Here is a 17,016-nt window from a genome sequence, read left to right as displayed (position 1 = left end):
CTCAGCCCTGGGGCGGACGAAGCTCCAGCCGGGCGGCCAGCACGGTCTGCCCCGGCCGCGACGCCACGTCCAGCTTGCCGCCCACCCGGGCGATGCGGGTGTGCATGCTGCGCATGCCCACGCTGACGCCCGCCCGCAGCACCGCCGCCACGTCGAAGCCCACGCCGTTGTCCTCGATGCTCAGCTCCAGCAGGCCCGGCTCGGGCTGGCGCAGCTCCAGCTCCACGCGTCGCGCGCGGCTGTGCTTGAGCACGTTCACCAGCGATTCTTCGACCAGGCGGGTCAGCGCCAGGCATTGCAGGGCGCTGGGCGGCGTGCGCCATTGCTCGGGAAAGCGCCAGGCGGCGTGGATGTCCAGTTCGTCGAACAGCTGCATGAACCGGTGCCGCAGGGGCGCGATCCATTCGCGCGGCGAGGCCGGCACCTTGATGCCGGCGCTGGAGCCGCTGTCGATGGTCTGGCGCAGGTCGTCGCGCAAGAGCTTGAGCATGGAAAGGAACTGCGGGCGCTGCACCGGCACGTTGTCCTGCTCCACCATGGCCATCATGCGCACCAGCGAACCGCCCAGTCCGTCGTGCAGGTCATGGGCGATTTGCAGCCTGTCTTGCAGTCGGGCGTTGGCGAGCGCCAGCGTGTGCTCCCGCTCCAGGGTCGTGGCCAGTTCGGTGCGCGCCTGTTCGATGCCGTCGGCCAGCTCCTGATTGAAGCTCTCGATGCGCCGCACGCTGTGGGCGTGGCGCAGGCCCAGCACCGCGGACATGCACAGCGTGACCACCACGCTGGTGAACGGGGTGTAGGAGGAGTCGCTGTCGATGAGCTTCAATATGCGCAGCAGGTCATGGGCGCTGGCGGCGAAGAACACCAGCAGGCAGGCCGCCAGCATGCCGTGCTCCGGCCGGCGCGTGCGCCAGGCGTGGAAGGGAAACTGCAGGCAGTTCGCGAAAAAAATGGCGGACACGACCAGCACCGCCGCCAGCTGCGCGTCGGCCTGGTACGGCCGCGGCACGAAGGCGATCAGCGCCAGCAGCGCCGCCGTCAGCACCCACAGCGCCTTTTCCGTACGCGGCAGGCACTGTTCGCCGAAGCGCCACGTGAAAATGCAGAAGCAAGCCACGTACAGCACCAGCGCCATGATGTTGGCCCGGGCCGAAGTCGCGCTGTCGGCGAAGGGCCAGGGGGTGACGACCAGCACGTTGGCGATGAACAGCACCCAGAACAGGGCCATGAGCGCATACCAGCCGTAGGTGCGCTGCTCGCGGCGCATCAGCCAGATGCAGAAACACAGCCCGCCCAGGACGGCCGACACGATCAGGTTGAGCGTGAACAGGGTGCGGTGGCTCCACCACAGGTTCTCGTATCGCTGCAGGCTCGACAGCGGATCGCCGAGGTAGACCGGGCCCAGCCCGGGCGATTGCCCCGCCACGCCGACCACTCTCACCCACAGCGTGTTCACGCCATCTCGCACCAGCGAGTCGGGGATGAGCCAGTAGCGCGGCATGTTCCAGCTGCGCGACAACGGCTCGGTCAGATGCCGGTCGCGCCAGATCCGCTCATCGTTGACGTATACCTCGCCCGCCATGACCACCGATTCGAGCACCAGCGCCACTTGCCCGGCCCGCCCCTCGGGGCAGTCCTTGCGCCAATCGATCCGGTACCAGGCCGTGCCGCCGTAGCCCGGCCAGCGGGCGCTCCAGTCGTCGGGCAGCGTAACCGCCTGCCACGGCCCCGCCTGGGGCCGCGCGCCGTCGGCATCGCCCTTGGCCACGTGCAGGGAGAGCACCCGCGCCGTGCAGACGGGCTCGGCCTGCTGCGCCCATGCGGGCGCCAGCCAGAAGGCCAGCCACAGAACCGCCAGCCACCTCAATCGAGCAGGCCCCGCGTGCGCGCGGCGTGTATCGCGCGGGTGCGCGAAGAAACGGCGAGCTTGCGATAGATGTGCTTGACGTGGCATTCGACGGTGTAGCGCGACAGGTGGAGTTCCTCGGCGATCTCGCGGTTGCCCAGCCCTTCGGACACCAGGCGCAGGATCTGGCTTTCGCGCGGGCTGAGGGTTTCGCCGGTGGCGCCTTCGGCCGGCCCCGCCGGCCTGGGGCGCAGTTCTTCGATGATGCGCCGGGCGACGAAGGGGTCGATGGGCGCCCCGCCCCGCAGCACGCTGCGGATGGACAGCGAAACCTCCAGGTCGTCGCGCTCCTTGAGCACGTATCCGGTCGCGCCCGCCCGCAGCGCGGCGAGGATCGCGTCCTCGGTGCTCCAGGCGGAAATGACCAGGATCGCCAGGCCCGGATCGGCGGCGTGCATTTCGGCGATCAGGTCCGTGCCGTTGCCGTCGGGCAGGCCCAGGTCGACCAGCGCCAGCGCGATCGGCTCGGTGGCCAGACAGGCGCGCGCCTGCGCCAGCGTGGCGGCGAACACCAGGGCCTCGGGCGCATATCCCAGCTGGAGCAGCAAGCCTTCCAGCCGGCGGCAGATCAGGGGTTCGTCCTCCACCAGCAGCACCGGTGCAGGCAGGGTCGACTCGGAAGCAAGCATGTTGACGGTCATAGGAAAAGAGCGAGCGGCATTGCCCAGGCTGAACTGTGAATCAGTCCGAGAAAGCCGGATATCCCTGGAAGTTGGTATTTTCACAGGAATTGAAGGAATCCGGCTGAAATCCCCCACCGAACACCGAAAACCACGCCTGATCGGGACGGTTCTCATGCTTTGCCCGTGCCGCGGGCTGGACCCGGTTCAAGTTCGCAGCTGCCCGCCCGCTGCTGCACGATTCACGGATGCGGCGAGCTCCCGTTCATCCGCCCGGCAACGCAGGCTGAAGGTGACGGCGGCACAGACAGCTCGGCGGCAGCAGCCTTGACATCTCGAATTCCCGGTTAGTATATTTATGAATGTCGTTCATTATTATGAACAGCACTAACGAAAGCGGCCGAAGGTCGCCGGGCAACCCCAGCCACATGAGGCCTTATGAGTTCCACCGCATTCACAGAGGCAAGCCGCTTCGTCAACCGCAGTCCATTGAACCGCTGGCTGGGCATGTCAGTGCTTCAGGCCGATGACGACGGCATCGTGCTCGGCATCCGATGGCGCGAGGAACTCATCTCGAATCCGGACGTCCGTTCGACGCATGGTGGCATTCTGGCCACGCTGATTGATGCTGCCGGCGACTACGCGGTCGCTCTCAAGGTCGGCGTCCCCGTCCCCACGATAGACATGCACGTGGACTTCCACCGCATGGCCAAGCCGGGCGACTTGCGCGCCGAGGGCCAGGTCATACACCTGGGCAAGCGTTTCGCAACCGCGCATGCGCGCGTGCTGGATATGGAGGGCAATCTCATCGCCAGCGGCCGCGCGCTCTACCTCGTCCCGGCGCCTGCCAACCCGGTGCCCGCCGCCGGGGCGGCTCCCGCCAACCAGGGAGAAGCGTGATGGGTCCGCTCCAGGGCATCAAGATCATCGAATTCGCGGGCATAGGCCCTTGCCCGATGGCCGCCATGCTGCTGGCGGACCTGGGCGCCACCGTGCTGCGCATAGACCGGCCGGAACCTCCCTCGCTGGGCATAGAACGCCCGCTGAAGTTCAACCTGCTGCTGCGCAACCGGAAGGCCATCGCCCTGGACCTCAAGAACGCGACAGCGCGGGATCTGGTCCTGCGCCTCGTCGAGGGCGCCGACGCCTTGATCGAAGGCTTCCGCCCCGGCGTGATGGAACGCCTGGGACTCGGTCCGGAGCCCTGCCTGGAGCGCAATCCGCGCCTGGTCTATGGCCGGATGACCGGCTGGGGCCAGACCGGGCCACTGGCCCAGGTCGCGGGCCACGATCTCAATTACATCGGCCTCACCGGCGCGCTGCATGCCATGGGCCGCGAAGGCCAGCCGCCAACGCCGCCGCTGAATCTGGTCGGAGATTTCGGCGGCGGCGCGCTGTACCTGGCGTTGGGCGTGCTGGCGGCCATCATTGAAGCCGCCCGGTCGGGAGACGGCCAGGTCGTCGATGCCGCCATCGTGGACGGCACCGCCTCGCTCGCGACATCCCTGTTCGGCCTGCATGCGGCCGGCCTCTGGGATGACAGGCGGGGCCACAACCTGCTGGATTCGGGCGCCTATTTTTACGACGTGTACGAATGCGCGGATGGAAAGTGGATTTCGGTCGCGCCGCTGGAACGGAAGTTCCACGACAAGCTGCTTGACCTCATGGGCCTGGACCGTGCGTCCCTGGGCCGCCAGGCCGATCGAGACGGCTGGCCACGGGCCAGGACCATCCTGGCTGAATCCTTCAGGAAGAAAACTCAGGCGCAATGGTGCGAATTGCTGGGCACGACGGATGTATGCGTGGCGCCGGTGCTATCCCTGGATCAGGCCGCGGAGCATCCGCACATGCGGGAACGGGAAGTTCTGATCGAGGTGGATGGCGTCATGCAGCCGGCGCCCGCCCCTCGCTTCTCGCGCACGGCGCCGGAAAAGCCGACGCCGCCCGAGGCTGCCAGCGCCGGCACGATGGAATCCTCGCTGGCACAATGGTTATCGCCCGCCGAACATGCGCAATGGTGCCTGCGGCTATCGGACCCGTCAGTTTCCGGGCATGTGCCGTAAGGTTGCGGAAGCGTCGGCGGCCACTTCCTGCAACAGCTCACGCAAGGCAGGCAAGGACTGCACGAAACGGTCGCTAGGTGCCGCGATCATCAGCGCGTAGCTGGCCGTGCCGTCGGCCTTGACAATCGGCGCGGCGATGCCGGACGCTCCAGCCACCGCCTCGCCCATGCTCACGGCGATGCCGGAAGCGCGTATTTCCTGCAACTGCGCCTCGAAAGACTCCTTGTCCGGCAGGGGCTTGCCGGTAAGGGGCTTGAGTTTTGCGGTCTTGAGGTACTTTTTTTGCCAAGCCAGGTCCTGAAACGCGAACAACAGCTTGCCCGCAGCCGACACGTGCAGCGGCCGCTTCGTGCCGATCGGCACCGAGTACCGGACCGGTTGCTTGCTGTCGATGCCATCGATATAGGTAACCGTCTTTGCTTCCTTGTCGATCAATGCCAGGAAAACGCTTTCCTCGCAACGCGCCGCCAGTTCCTCGACATAAGGCCGCAGGATCTTGGTGACGCCCGCGCTGGCCAGGACCTCGGCCGACAGCTGGAAGATGGACGGCCCCAGTTCATAGCGCCCCGAAGCATGCGTCAGATACTTGTGCGCCACCAGCGGCCTGAGCAACAGCAACAGGCTGCTCTTGGGAGCTTCGAGTTCGCTGCTCAGCTCGGCGAGCGTGGCGCCGCCGGCGCCTCGCGCCAGCACTTCAAAGATGCCGAGGATCCGCAGCAAGGAGCGAGGCTCGGAAGTGGCGGAATTCGTTTCGGATCGGGTTTTCATGAATGGGGAGATTCGCCTGTAGCAGCGCATCTGCACTGCGTTCATATTCTCGAATGATACCTGCAAACCCTCTGGGGCTTGAACCCACGCAACGATGAAATACAACAACAGCAAGGAGAACGTCATGCAATTGGCACCCAAGGGCGGCACCCCCGGCAACCGCGCATTCAGGGCCTTCCAGATCCGGCGCGACGGCCCCATGACCTCGGGCGTTACACGCCTGACCCTGGACGCGCTTTCGCCAGGCGATGTGGTCGTACGCACGGCGTATGCCGGGATCAACTACAAGGATGCGCTGGCCACGACCGAACATGGCAAAGTCATCCGGAAGTTTCCCCGCGTCGCGGGCAGCGACGCCTCCGGATGGGTCGTGGCGTCCAGCGACAACCGATTCCGGGAAGGCGACGAAGTCGCCGTGCTGGGGCGCGGATTCGGCGTGGACCACGACGGCGGATTCTCGGAGTATCTGCGCGTGCCCGCCGACTGGGTCATCAAGCTGCCCGGTGGACTCGCATTGCGGGACGCCGCCACGCTCGGAATCGCCGGCTATACAGCCGCGCTCGCCGTTCACCTGCTGCAGGAGGCCGGCTGCCGCCCCGGCCATGGGGAGGTCCTCGCCAACGGGGCGACGGGCGCGGTCTCCAGCATGGCCATCGAAATGTTGTCGCGCCTGCAATACCGGGTCTCCGCGGTCAGTTCCAAACCCGGCCAGGCGGCTTATCTGCAAGCCCTGGGAGCCCACGCCGTCCTGGGCGTCGCGGACCTGACCGACCAGGGCAAACCGCTGGAGCCGGCCCGGTGGGCTGCCGGACTGGATACACTCGGCGGCCGGCATCTCGACCTGATGCTGCGATCCACGATGCCACGGGGATGCGTGGCCAGCTTCGGCAACGTGGCGGGCAACGACCTGTCCACCAACGTGCTGCCGTTCATCCTGCGCGGCGTGCGTCTCATCGGCGTGAACCTTACCTATTACCTGGATCTGGAGGCCGAGCTGTGGGGACGGCTTGCCGGCGACCTCAAGCCGCAGCACACGCTGGAGCAGGTCAAGACCATATCGCTCGACGGGCTGGCCGGGCAGCTGCAACGCATGCTTGACGGCCAGTCCTGGGGCAGGACCATCGTGGAAATGCCGGCCTGAAATCCGGAGGAAAAAAAGGCGGCAATGCTCCATGCATTGCCGCCCGCTCTCGCTACGTCCGGCCCGGATTCAATCGAGCGTCACGCCCGCCTTCTTGATGACCTTGGCCAATGCGTCTATCTCCCTGCCGAGGAACGCGCCATATTCCTCGGGCGTGGACGACGACGCCTGGGCGCTCTGGTTGGCGAAGTACGCCTGCACTTCCTTGTCGCCCAACGCCTTTTCGACCGCGCCATTGAGCTTGGCGACGATGGCCGGCGACGTTCCCGCGGGCGCCATCATCCCCGACCACGCCGACATCTCCAGCCCCTTGGCCACTGTCGCATCCAGCGTGGGCACGCCGGGCAGGGTATCCAGCGGCTTTTTCGTGGCAACCGCCAGGGCCCTCAGGCGTCCCGACTTGACAGCCGGGATCGCCCCCGCCGAAGTCGCGAAGTAATAGTCGACCATCCCGGCCATCAGATCGACGAGCGCGGGCGCCTCGCCCTTATAGGGAATGTGCATGCCCTTGATGCCGACGGCATCCTCGAACGACAGCGAAGCCAGGTGCGTCACGTTGCCGTTTCCCGCCGACGCGTAGTTGAGCTTGCCGGGATTCGCCTTGGCATAGGCCACCAGTTCTTCCACGGTCTTGAAGGGCGACTTGGCCGGCACCACAAGCACGATCGGCAAGCTTGCCGTCAGCGCGACCGGCGTCAAATCCTTGGTCACGTCGTAGGACAGGCGCTTGCTGTACAGCGCGGGACTCGACGCAATGGACGACGTGTTGTACAGCAGGGTGTAGCCATCGCCGGGCGCCCGGCTGACTTCCTCGGCGGCGATGTTTCCATTGGCGCCGGGCTTGTTATCGATCAGCACGTTCGCGCCCAGCGTGCCAGCCATGTGCTTTGCCAGCGCGCGCGCGATCGCGTCGGTCCCGCCGCCGGCGGAGAATCCCAGGACGATCTTGACGGGTTTGGATGGATAGATTTCCTGGGCCATGGCGGCCGGCGATGTTACGCCGGCTACGACCGCCAGGGCGGCCGCGCCCGCGACGCGGGCCAGCCTCGCGAATCCGCGATGGCCGCCATCGGCCGTGCGCGAACCGCTCGCAATGCGGGATTGCTTGCAGTGAATCATGCTTGTCTCCTGTCTGCCTTTGGACAACGGGCGCGGCGCGCCCTGTTCTACTGGCGGGATCTAGCCCGCCATGGTCAACCCGCCCGACACAGAGACGACCTGGCCGGTAATGAATGCGGCATCGTCCGATGCCAGGAAGCACACCGCGCCGACGACGTCGCCAGGCTGGCCCAGGCGGCCGAACGGAATAGCCTTTTCCAACGCGTTGCGCAGCTTGGCGCCGCTCTCGCCTTCGCCGGCAAAATCGCGAAACAGCGGCGTATCGGTCGGACCGGGGCAAACCACGTTCACGTTGATCTGCTTGCGGGCGACCTCGCGTGCCATGGTCTTGGTAAAGGCGATGATTCCGCCCTTGCAGGCCGAGTACACCGATTCCCCGGACGAACCGACGCGACCGGCGTCGGAAGCGATGTTGACCACGCGTCCCCTGCCCCGCGCGACCATGCCCTTGAGCACCGCATGGTGCAGGTTGATCGGACCTTTCAGATTGATGTTGATGATCTTGTCCCACAGCGCCGGCTCGGTATCGAGGAAGCGCGCGGCATGGTCCCAGCCCGCATTGTTGACCAGCACGTCGACCGGTCCCTGTTCACCCTCCACCTGCGTGACCGCCGCGGCAATCCCGGCGTAGTCGGTAATGTCGACGCGATACGCGGTCGCCTGCCCGCCCTTTTCCTGGATGCGCGCAGCGACCTGCCCCGCGCCTTCCGCGTTCAGGTCGAAGATGGCGACCTTCGCGCCTTCCTCGGCAAAACGCTCACACAGCGCCGCGCCGATGCCGCCGCTGCCGCCCGTAACGATCACAACCTTGTCTTGCAGTCCCTTCATGATTTTTCTCCTGGTTAGGCTTGGTTGCGGCACTTGATCATGCGAAGCGGGGTGTAGGTCATCACGACCGTGCCATCCTGCTTGACCACCTTGTTGAAGGTGCGCACAAGGCCGCGGCCCGGGCGGCTGTTGGACAAGCGCGCCTCTATCACTTCGCACTCGACGTGGATGGTGTCGCCGACAAATGCCGGTCCCTTGATGTCCAGCTCCATGTTCAGAAAGGCGTAGCCGGTCTTCTGCATGGTCGACTGCGTCAGCAGTCCTTCCGAAATGCCGTACACGAACGATCCCGGCGCGAAGCGGCCCTTGATATCCGATTCGTTCTTGACGAATTCCATGTCCGTGAACAGCACCTCGGTCATGTGTATGCAATTGATGAAGGCGCAGACATCCGCATCCTGGATGGTGCGGCCCAGCGTCTTGAACTTCCGTCCGATAGGCAGGTCTTCGAAGTACATGCCCACGCCTACGGTTTCGATTTCTTCGCGGTTCATCGCGGTCTCCTTGTGTGTGTTTTCACTTCCGGCTCGGACGGCCCAACAGGCTGTTCGAAATGATGTTGCGCTGGATCTGGTTGGTGCCCTCGATGATCTGCAACACCTTGGCATCCCTGAAATAGCGATTGATTGGATACTCCGACGAAATTCCCGCCGCGCCGAACAACTGCACGGCATCGGTCGCGACCTTCATGGCGGTGTCGCTGGCGAAGCATTTCGCCATCGCCGCCACCGGGGCCAGGGCCGCGGCGGGCGCACCGCTGTCCACCAGCGACGCCGCCCGATAAACCAATTGGCGCGCCGCCTCGGTCTGCATCGCCATGTCGGCCAGCATCCAGCGCACGCCCTGGAACTCACTGACTTGCTGCCCGAAGGCCGTGCGGTTGGAGACAAACTCGATTGCGTGGTCCAACGCGCCCTGCGCCAAGCCGACGCCGCGCGCCCCGATCAGCGGGCGGCTGGCGTTGAAGGCCTCCATCACGGCCCTGAATCCGCCGCCCAGCATGTTCGAGTCAGGCACGAATACATTGTCGAGAAACAGCGGGCAAGACGGCACGCCGCGCGCGCCCATCTTTTCTTCCTTGCGTCCGACCTGCAGGCCCGGCGTACCTTTCTCGACGATGAACAGGCTGATGCCGTCCTTGTCCTGCTCGCGGTACTTTGCCGCCACCAATATGAAATCCGCGATATCCGAATTGGTGCACCAGATCTTCGCGCCGTTCAGGACGAAGCCGCCCGCTGTCTTCTCGGCGCGGGTCTTGATGCCGCTGACGTCCGAGCCGCTCTGGGCCTCGGTGGTGGAGAAGGCGCCGCGCAGGTCGCCGCTGGCCAGCCCCGGTAGAAGCCGCGCCTTCTGCTCCTCGGTGCCGCCGTGCAGGATCGCGCCGAACGGCACCCACTGCACCAGCAGCAGGTACGCGGTGTTGTAGCAAACGCGCCCGAACTCCTCGATCGCCAGGCAGGCCGACAGCATGCTGCCAGCGCCGCCATATTGTTCGGGGAAAGGAAGGGTGAACAGCCCCAATTCCTTGAGCAGCGCATACATGTCATGGGGATACTCGGCCGTGCCGTCGATCTCGTTGGCCCGGGGCGCGACCTTCTCGCGCGCCACTCGCCTGATGAGATCCTGTATCTGCAGCTGGTCTTCGTTCAAAGCGTATTGGCTGTCGCGCATGGGATTTTCCTGATCTCGATGATTCGTGTTGCTTCCAACGCTTTGATGTCGGCGTCGGACTTGTTGAGCAATGACGCGAGCACCTCGGCGGTGTGTTGTCCACGCAACGGGGGCGGGTATCGGTACGCCACCGGCGTGCCCGACAGGCGAATGGGATTGGCCACCATGCCGACCGTCGCGCCCCCTGGGTGCGGCATGTCCACGCGCAGGCCGCGATGTATCACCTGCGGATGCTCGAACACCTGCGCATAGTTGTTGATCGAGCCGTTCGGAACTTCTGAATCGACCAGCAGATCTAGCCAATGCCGGGACGGTTGCGTCCGGAACATCCCTTCCAGCGCGCCAACCAGGGCGGCGCGGTTGACGTTTCGGCCGGGCATGTCCAGGAAACGCGGATCCCGGGACAGTTCAGGCAGGCCGATCAGCTCGCACAATCTGCGGAACTGGCCATCGTTGCCGCAGCCGATGATGATGTGTCCGTCGGCGGTGGGAAATGTCTGATACGGCGCGAGGTTGGGATGTTCATTGCCCCAGCGGCGGGGAATCGCGCCGCTGGCGAAGTAGCTGGCGATCTGGTTGGCGCCGAAGTTGACGACCGTATCCAGCAGGGCGACGTCGATGTGCTGGCCTGCCCCAGTGGCGTGCCGGCTCTCGATGGCTGAAAGTATGCCGATGGTGGCGTTCAGTCCGGTCAGCACGTCCGCGACCGCTATGGCTGATTTCATCGGACCGCCGCCAGGCTTGTCGTCGCGTTCGCCGGTGATGCTCATGAGCCCGCCTTCGCCCTGGAAGATGAAGTCGTAGCCGGGCAGGTGCGCACATGGACCGTCCTGCCCGTAGCCGGTGATGGAGCAATAGACCAGGCGTGGATTCAGCGCCCCCAAATCTGCGTAGGAAAGACCATAGCGGGCCAAGTCGCCGACCTTGTAGTTCTCCACCAGCACGTCGCACTGACTCGCGAGCTCGCGCACCAGCTCCTGTCCTCGCGGTGTCGCAATATCGATGGCGACAGACCGCTTGTTGCGGTTGGCTGACGTGAAGTAGGCGGAATCGCCCACGCGCTCGCCGTTGTCATTCTCGATCCAGGGCGGCCCCCAATGCCGGGTATCGTCCCCCAGCACCGGACGCTCCACCTTGATGACGTCGGCTCCCAGGTCGGCCAGCATTTGCGTGCACCAGGGCCCTGCCAGCACACGGGTCAGGTCCAGGACGCGCAAGTGGGAAAGAGATCCAGCCATATGCGTTGCCTCAAGGTTGATTTCGTTCATATTTATGAATGTCGTTTATTATTTTATATATCGAGATGTCGGCGCACAATTTAAATTTGGTTCTTTATTGCTCAAATACATCAATATCATGATGTATTTGAGCGAACTTATGGGTTGAGGACGGAGGAATCAGGTGTTTTCCCCTGCGCCGCCGACGCGCTCGGAACGCTAGTCCAGCTTGATGCCTGAGGTTTGCACCACCCCTTTCCAGCGCGCGATTTCGGCCTGCAGGAAATCCCGGAACTCTTGCGGCGACGTCGCCTTGGGCACCGCTCCCTGTGCTGCCAGCTGGGCAGCCACCTTGGGGTCGTTCAACGCCTTCACATAGGCCTGATTCAACCGGGCGATGATCTCCGGCGGCGTTCCCGCAGGCGCCATCAAGGCTTGCCAGGCGCCCATCTGGAATCCGGGCAGAATCGCCTCCGAAGCGGTGGGAACGTCGGGCAGCAGATGCGAACGGTCCTTGCCGGTCACCACCAGTGCCTTGACCCGTCCGTCGCGGACATAGGGATAGGCCGAGTTAATGGGATCCGCAAACAGGTCGAGACGGCCGGCGATGAAGTCGGGAAAGGCTCCCGCGCCTCCCTTGTAGGGAATGTGCGTCGCCTCTATTCCCGCAGCCTGCAGCAGCACGAACATGGCCAGATGCGTCAGGTTGCCAGTGCCGGACGAGCCGTAGTTCAGCTTGCCGGGATTCTTGCGGGCATATGCCTTCAGCTCCTGCACGTCCGCCACTTCCAGCGGATTGCTCGCCATCACCAGCAAAGGCTGATCGATCAGCAGGGAAACAGGGGCCAGGTTCTTGTCCAGGCTGTACGAGACCTTCTGGCCGAATGCGGCCGTGAAGCCCAGCGCGGACGTGCTGTGCAGGAGCGTGTAGCCGTCGGGCGCCGCCTGCGCAACGGCCTCCGCGCCGATGTTGCCATTGGCGCCCGGACGATTCTCCACCACCACGGGCACGCCCAGCTCGCCGGACACCTGCGCCGCCAACAAGCGCGCGACCTGGTCGGTGGCGCCGCCCGGCGCGAACGGCACAATGACCCGGACGGGCTTGGCGGGAAAGGCTGGCTGGGCGGCGGCCGCCGGACCCAGGATCAGACTGCTGGCGAGCGCGGCCGCCAATGTGCGCAATAGCTTCATGGTTGTCTCCTCTGTATGCGGGCGCTTCAGGCCGGACGCACCCTTTGTCCGGCGCCATCCGCCCCTCCGCTTTTCGTTCATATTTGTGAACGATGTTCATAATTATATGTGAGTGACCATCATGAGAGCAAATTTTTCCTTTACAAGCGCTCCGAATTTGAATCATGATGTTGATATAAATTCAGAAACGGAGACAAGCATGACTGTAGCGATGACGTTCCGCGACCAAGTGGCCGTGATCGAGTTGAACCGCCCCCAGGCGCTCAATGCGCTGAACGATCAGATGCTTGCCGACCTGCGCGCGGCGCTGGACGAGGCCGAAGCTTCCGGCTCCCGCGCCATGGTGTTCACGGGGGCAGGAGACAAGGCGCTGTGCGCCGGCGCGGACATTGCGCAACTCCAGGCCCGCGAGCCCGCCGCGCACCGCGGCAATGTCGCCCAGGCCCAGGCCCTCTTCGTCCGCATCCAGCAATCAGCCCTGCCCAGCGTGGCGGTCATACACGGCGTTGCATTCGGCGGCGGACTGGAACTGGCGCTCGCCTGTACTTTCCGCATCGCCACCGCCAAGGCCAGAATGGCTCTGCCCGAGGTCAAGCTGGGCCTCATTCCCGGCTATGGCGGCACCCAGCGCCTGCCGCGCCTGATCGGCGAGGCCCGCGCGGCGGAGTTGATTCTCTCGGGCAGGGCCGCCGGCGCCGAGGAAGCGCTGCAAATCGGGCTGGTGAACCGCATCGTGGCGGACGGCGATCCCGCGGACCTGGGGTGCGCATTCCTGGCGCCCATGATCGGACACAGCAAAGTGGCAATTACCATGGCGCGCGAGGCCATGCGGCGCGGCTTCGACGGCACGCTGGCGCCAGGCCTGGCCATCGAAGCCGACATGTTCGCGCTGTGCGCGCAATCGTGCGACGCAGCCGAGGGTATCGCGGCCTTCCTGGAAAAGCGGCCCGCCGCGTTCACCGGCAGTTGATCCGCGCCCTCCCATCCGTCCCCAGCCTATCCCCGGGTGAACCATGCACACATACCCCAACCTGCTTGAGCCCTACGACTTTGGCTTCCTCACGCTGCGCAACCGCATGGTCATGGGCGCCATGCACACCCGCATCGAGACCCTGGACCAGCCATTGGCACGGCAGGTGCAGTTCTTCCGCGAACGCGCGCGCGGCGAAGTCGGCCTGATCCTCACCGGGGGATACGCGCCGAACCTGGCGGGCCGCATGGAGGAAGACGCGCCCGTGCTGGAGCATCCCGAACAGTTGGCGCCCCACCAGGCCATCACGCGGGCCGTGCACGAGGAAGGCGGCAGGATCGTGCTGCAGATCCTGCACGCGGGACGCTACGCCAAGCACCCCCTGTGCGTCGGCCCCACGGAACAGCGCGCGCCCATCAATCGCCACACCCCCCGCGCCCTGACGCCCGAAGGCATCGCGCAGACCGTGCTGGCGATCGCCCGCAGCGCCAGGCTTGCGCAGGAAGCGAACTACGACGGCGTGGAGATCATGGGCTCCGAGGGCTATCTGCTCAACGAGTTCATCAGCCCGTGCACCAACACCCGCAGCGACGCCTACGGCGGCAGCTTCGAAAATCGCATCCGCCTGCCCTTGGAGACTGTCGCCGCCGTGCGCGCTGCCGTCGGCGCCCGGTTCCTGCTCATTTATCGGATCTCCGCTATAGACCTGGTGGAAAACGGTCTGACGGGCGCGGAGACCGCGCAGCTGGCGCTGCGCCTGCAGCAAGCCGGCGTCGACATGCTCAATACCGGTGTCGGCTGGCACGAGTCGGCCATCCCCACCATCGCCGCGTCCGTGCCGCGGGCCGCGTGGGATTTCGCCGTCAGCAACATCAAGCGCGCGGTCGCCATTCCTGTCATCGCCTCCAACCGCATCAGCACCCCTGAGGTCGGCGAACGCCTGCTGGCAAGCGGCGACGCCGACTTCGTGTCGATGGCGAGACCGCTGCTAGCCGACCCCGAATTCGCGGTCAAGACACGCAAGGGCCGCCCCGACCTGATCAACAGCTGCGTCGCCTGCAACCAGGCGTGCCTGGACCATATCTTCACCGAACGCGCGGCATCGTGCCTAGTCAACCCCCGCGCTGGCCGCGAACTGGACTACCCGCCGGGCCGGGCGGCGACACCGCGCCGCATCGCGGTCGCGGGCGGCGGCGCCGCCGGCATGGCGTTCGCCGTCTATGCGGCCGAACGCGGCCACGACGTCGCGCTGTACGAGGCCGGGCAGGTCTTGGGCGGCTTGCTCAACCTGGCCCGCCGCATCCCGGGAAAGAGCGAGTTCAACGAAACGCTGCGGTACTTTCAGGCCCGGCTCTCTGAACTGCGCGTACCCGTCACGCTGGGCCGCCGGATCAAGGCGGCGGAACTTCGGGCGGCAGGATATGACACCGTCGTCGTGGCCACCGGCGTGACCCCGCGCCTGCCCGACATAGAGGGCATCGACCACCCGAAAGTCGCCCTTTACGACGAAGTCCTGTCGGGACGCCGCAGCGTTGGCGCGCGCGTGGCCATCATCGGTGGCGGAGGCATCGCTTTCGATACCGCCGAGTTCCTCCTGGGCGACACCGAGGAATCGCTATCGCCCGAGCGGTTCCGGCGGCACTGGGGCATCGACCCGTCCTTGCAAAGCCCCGGCGGCGTGAAGGACATCGCGGAACGTGCGCCGCGGCGCGTCATCCACATGTTGCAGCGTAGCCGCGACAAGCCGGGCGCGCGTCTTGGCAAGAGCACCGGCTGGATCCTCAAGACCCGCCTGCGGCGCGGCGGCGTCCGGATGATTCCTGGCGCCACCTATCACCGCATCGACGACGCGGGCCTCACATACTCCTGCGATGGCGTCACGGAGGTGTTGCCAGTGGACGACATCATCGTCTGTGCGGGCCAGATCGCGCAGGACGAACTGAGCCTGGCCCTGGCCGGGTCCGGCATGCGCATCGAAACCATAGGCGGCGCACGGTTTGCCACCGAACTCGATGCCGCGCGCGCCATCGCGGAAGCGCTGCAACTGGCCCATGCCTTCTGAACGACCTATCGCTTTTCGCGGGGAACACTCCCGTCACGATTTCGCCGCAGGCTCATCGCGGCAGCTCATCACCTCACTACAGGAATCGCAAACCATGAACGACCGTTACGCCTCTTATACCCGGCTCAAGTTCGACCGGCCGCACCCTCGCGTACTGCGCATCACGTTGGCCTCGCCGCTCAAGATGGGCGCCATGGACGCAGCCATGCACCGCGAAGTCTCGCAAATCTGGAAAGACGTGGACGCCGACCCGACGGTCTCGGCGATTCTGCTGACCGGCGAAGGCCGGACCTTCTCGGCCGGCGGCGACCTCAACCATGAACGCCATGGCGCCGACGACTATGACACCCGCATGCAGACGATGAAGGAAGCGCGCGACATCGTCTACGGCATGATCAATTGTTCCAAGCCCATCGTGAGCGCGGCGCGCGGGTGGGCGGTCGGCGCCGGCCTCGCTTGCGTGGTCCTCGCCGACATCTCGATCGCATCCAAGGACGCCCGCTTTTCCGACGGGCACATGAAGATCGGCGTGGCCGCCGGCGACCACGCCACCATCATCTGGCCCCTGCTGTGCGGCATGGCCAAGGCGAAGTACTACCTGCTGACCGCCGACAGCTTCACGGGCGAAGAAGCCGAACGCATGAACCTCATCTCCCTGGCGCTGGACGACTCGGAAGTCGAGGCCAAGGCCGTCGAACTGGCATCCCGCCTGGCCGACGGCGCGCCGGGCGCGATCCGCTGGACCAAGCACGCGCTCAACAACTGGTTGCGCCAGGCCGGCCCGATCTTCGACGCCTCGCTGGCAATGGAATTCATCGGCATGGCCAGCCCCGAAGGCAAGGAAGGCATGGATGCCTTCCTGCAGAAGCGGCCTGCCCAGTTCCCCGTCGAAACGCCCTTTTGAGAGGTTTTCCGGCAAGGCCATGAGTTAATCTCGCTACCATTCATCTGTTGCAAGGGCGACAACATCGTGGCAAACAAATCAGGCGCCGAGATCCACAATCGGTTGTTCTTCCGCTTGTTCCAACTGGGCAATTCGCTGCAGCGCCAGGCGAGCAACGAACTCGGCATCAGCACGGTGCAGTGGGCCGTGCTGGGCGCGCTGACGCGGCCGCAAGCGGCTGAGGGTATGACATTCGGCGAACTTGCCGACTATCTCGTCGTCAGCCGGCAAAGCCTGGACGGCGTGCTCAAGCGCCTGGAACGCGAGGGCCACGTGCGCCGGGTACCCGACAAGAACGACCGGCGCGCGCGCGTCGTCATTCTGCTGCCGGCCGGCCAGCGCTTCTGGGATGAGATTCAACCCAGCATCTACGAGTTCTACAGGCAAGCGATGAAGAGCTTTCACTTCGACGACAGCGTGACCTTCCTGCATTTCCTCAACCGGCTGCAGCACGACATCTCCGAAGTGCGGCTCTGACGCCTGCCCACCGTATAGGAAACCCATGAAAATACTTGTACCC

16 protein-coding genes are annotated in these 17,016 nt (G+C 65.2%); 7 read left to right on the top strand and 9 right to left on the bottom strand.

Translation table 11 applies throughout. The annotated features are described in order from the left end of the window. Position 1: 1 nt before the first annotated feature. Positions 2–1,864: a sensor histidine kinase gene (locus ADE01S_RS20950; protein ID WP_062683683.1), complete on the bottom strand. Its 1,863-nt coding sequence runs from the start codon at positions 1,862–1,864 to the stop codon at positions 2–4. Next, complete coding sequence (locus ADE01S_RS20945; protein ID WP_062683682.1) at positions 1,861–2,544, bottom strand: LuxR C-terminal-related transcriptional regulator; 684 nt, start codon at positions 2,542–2,544, stop codon at positions 1,861–1,863. The genes ADE01S_RS20950 and ADE01S_RS20945 overlap by 4 nt, the downstream gene beginning before the upstream one ends. A gap of 417 nt (positions 2,545–2,961) precedes the next feature. Between ADE01S_RS20945 and ADE01S_RS20940 the strand changes: the two genes are divergently transcribed. Together ADE01S_RS20940 and ADE01S_RS20935 are read left to right on the top strand one after the other, a co-directional pair. Continuing rightward, entirely contained in the window at positions 2,962–3,423 is a 462-nt protein-coding gene (locus ADE01S_RS20940; protein ID WP_062683681.1) for a PaaI family thioesterase, read from the top strand. Continuing rightward, complete coding sequence (locus tag ADE01S_RS20935) at positions 3,423–4,586, top strand: CaiB/BaiF CoA transferase family protein (protein ID WP_062683680.1); 1,164 nt, start codon at positions 3,423–3,425, stop codon at positions 4,584–4,586. Before ADE01S_RS20940 ends, ADE01S_RS20935 begins: the two co-directional genes overlap by 1 nt. Here ADE01S_RS20935 and ADE01S_RS20930 read toward each other — a convergent pair. Then, the gene (locus ADE01S_RS20930) at positions 4,563–5,480 is read right to left on the bottom strand and encodes an IclR family transcriptional regulator (protein ID WP_242663369.1); all 918 of its coding nucleotides are present in this window, start codon (positions 5,478–5,480) and stop codon (positions 4,563–4,565) included. The two genes, ADE01S_RS20935 and ADE01S_RS20930, sit on opposite strands and share 24 nt — an antisense overlap. Here ADE01S_RS20930 and ADE01S_RS20925 point away from each other — a divergent pair. Beyond that, on the top strand, positions 5,479–6,495 hold the full coding sequence (locus tag ADE01S_RS20925) for an acrylyl-CoA reductase family protein (RefSeq protein ID WP_062683743.1): 1,017 nt from the start codon (positions 5,479–5,481) through the stop codon (positions 6,493–6,495). The genes ADE01S_RS20930 and ADE01S_RS20925 overlap by 2 nt on opposite strands. Positions 6,496–6,564: 69 nt before the next feature. Here the strand turns inward: ADE01S_RS20925 and ADE01S_RS20920 are convergent, their stop codons facing one another. The 6 genes from ADE01S_RS20920 to ADE01S_RS20895 form a co-directional block, all read right to left on the bottom strand. Beyond that, positions 6,565–7,614: a Bug family tripartite tricarboxylate transporter substrate binding protein gene (locus tag ADE01S_RS20920; protein ID WP_062683678.1), complete on the bottom strand. Its 1,050-nt coding sequence runs from the start codon at positions 7,612–7,614 to the stop codon at positions 6,565–6,567. A gap of 60 nt (positions 7,615–7,674) precedes the next feature. Beyond that, on the bottom strand, positions 7,675–8,442 hold the full coding sequence (locus tag ADE01S_RS20915; protein ID WP_062683677.1) for a glucose 1-dehydrogenase: 768 nt from the start codon (positions 8,440–8,442) through the stop codon (positions 7,675–7,677). Between the two features lie 14 nt (positions 8,443–8,456). Next, entirely contained in the window at positions 8,457–8,936 is a 480-nt protein-coding gene (locus tag ADE01S_RS20910) for a MaoC family dehydratase (protein ID WP_082775863.1), read from the bottom strand. A gap of 22 nt (positions 8,937–8,958) precedes the next feature. After that, positions 8,959–10,113 (bottom strand): acyl-CoA dehydrogenase family protein, encoded by a 1,155-nt coding sequence (locus ADE01S_RS20905; protein WP_062683676.1) that lies wholly within the window; start codon positions 10,111–10,113, stop codon positions 8,959–8,961. Then, the gene (locus tag ADE01S_RS20900; protein ID WP_062683675.1) at positions 10,089–11,351 is read right to left on the bottom strand and encodes a CaiB/BaiF CoA transferase family protein; all 1,263 of its coding nucleotides are present in this window, start codon (positions 11,349–11,351) and stop codon (positions 10,089–10,091) included. Before ADE01S_RS20900 ends, ADE01S_RS20905 begins: the two co-directional genes overlap by 25 nt. 198 nt (positions 11,352–11,549) lie before the next feature. Further along, positions 11,550–12,521: a Bug family tripartite tricarboxylate transporter substrate binding protein gene (locus tag ADE01S_RS20895; protein WP_062683674.1), complete on the bottom strand. Its 972-nt coding sequence runs from the start codon at positions 12,519–12,521 to the stop codon at positions 11,550–11,552. A 199-nt stretch (positions 12,522–12,720) separates the two neighbouring features. Here ADE01S_RS20895 and ADE01S_RS20890 point away from each other — a divergent pair, with 199 nt between their 5' ends. From ADE01S_RS20890 to ADE01S_RS20875, 4 genes are all read left to right on the top strand, one after another. Continuing rightward, positions 12,721–13,491, top strand: coding sequence for an enoyl-CoA hydratase/isomerase family protein (locus ADE01S_RS20890; protein ID WP_062683673.1), 771 nt, complete (start codon positions 12,721–12,723; stop codon positions 13,489–13,491). A 43-nt stretch (positions 13,492–13,534) separates the two neighbouring features. After that, entirely contained in the window at positions 13,535–15,553 is a 2,019-nt protein-coding gene (locus ADE01S_RS20885; RefSeq protein WP_062683672.1) for an NADPH-dependent 2,4-dienoyl-CoA reductase, read from the top strand. A gap of 94 nt (positions 15,554–15,647) precedes the next feature. Next, positions 15,648–16,457, top strand: a complete 810-nt coding sequence (locus ADE01S_RS20880; RefSeq protein ID WP_062683671.1) for an enoyl-CoA hydratase/isomerase family protein — start codon at positions 15,648–15,650, stop codon at positions 16,455–16,457. 66 nt (positions 16,458–16,523) lie between these two features. Beyond that, entirely contained in the window at positions 16,524–16,973 is a 450-nt protein-coding gene (locus ADE01S_RS20875) for a MarR family winged helix-turn-helix transcriptional regulator (protein WP_062683670.1), read from the top strand. The last annotated feature ends 43 nt before the right edge of the window (positions 16,974–17,016 follow it).

Origin of the sequence: Achromobacter denitrificans NBRC 15125 (genome assembly GCF_001571365.1) — a bacterium.
Taxonomy (GTDB): Bacteria; Pseudomonadota; Gammaproteobacteria; order Burkholderiales; family Burkholderiaceae_B; genus Achromobacter; species Achromobacter denitrificans.
This window is presented reverse-complemented; position numbering and strand designations above follow the sequence as displayed.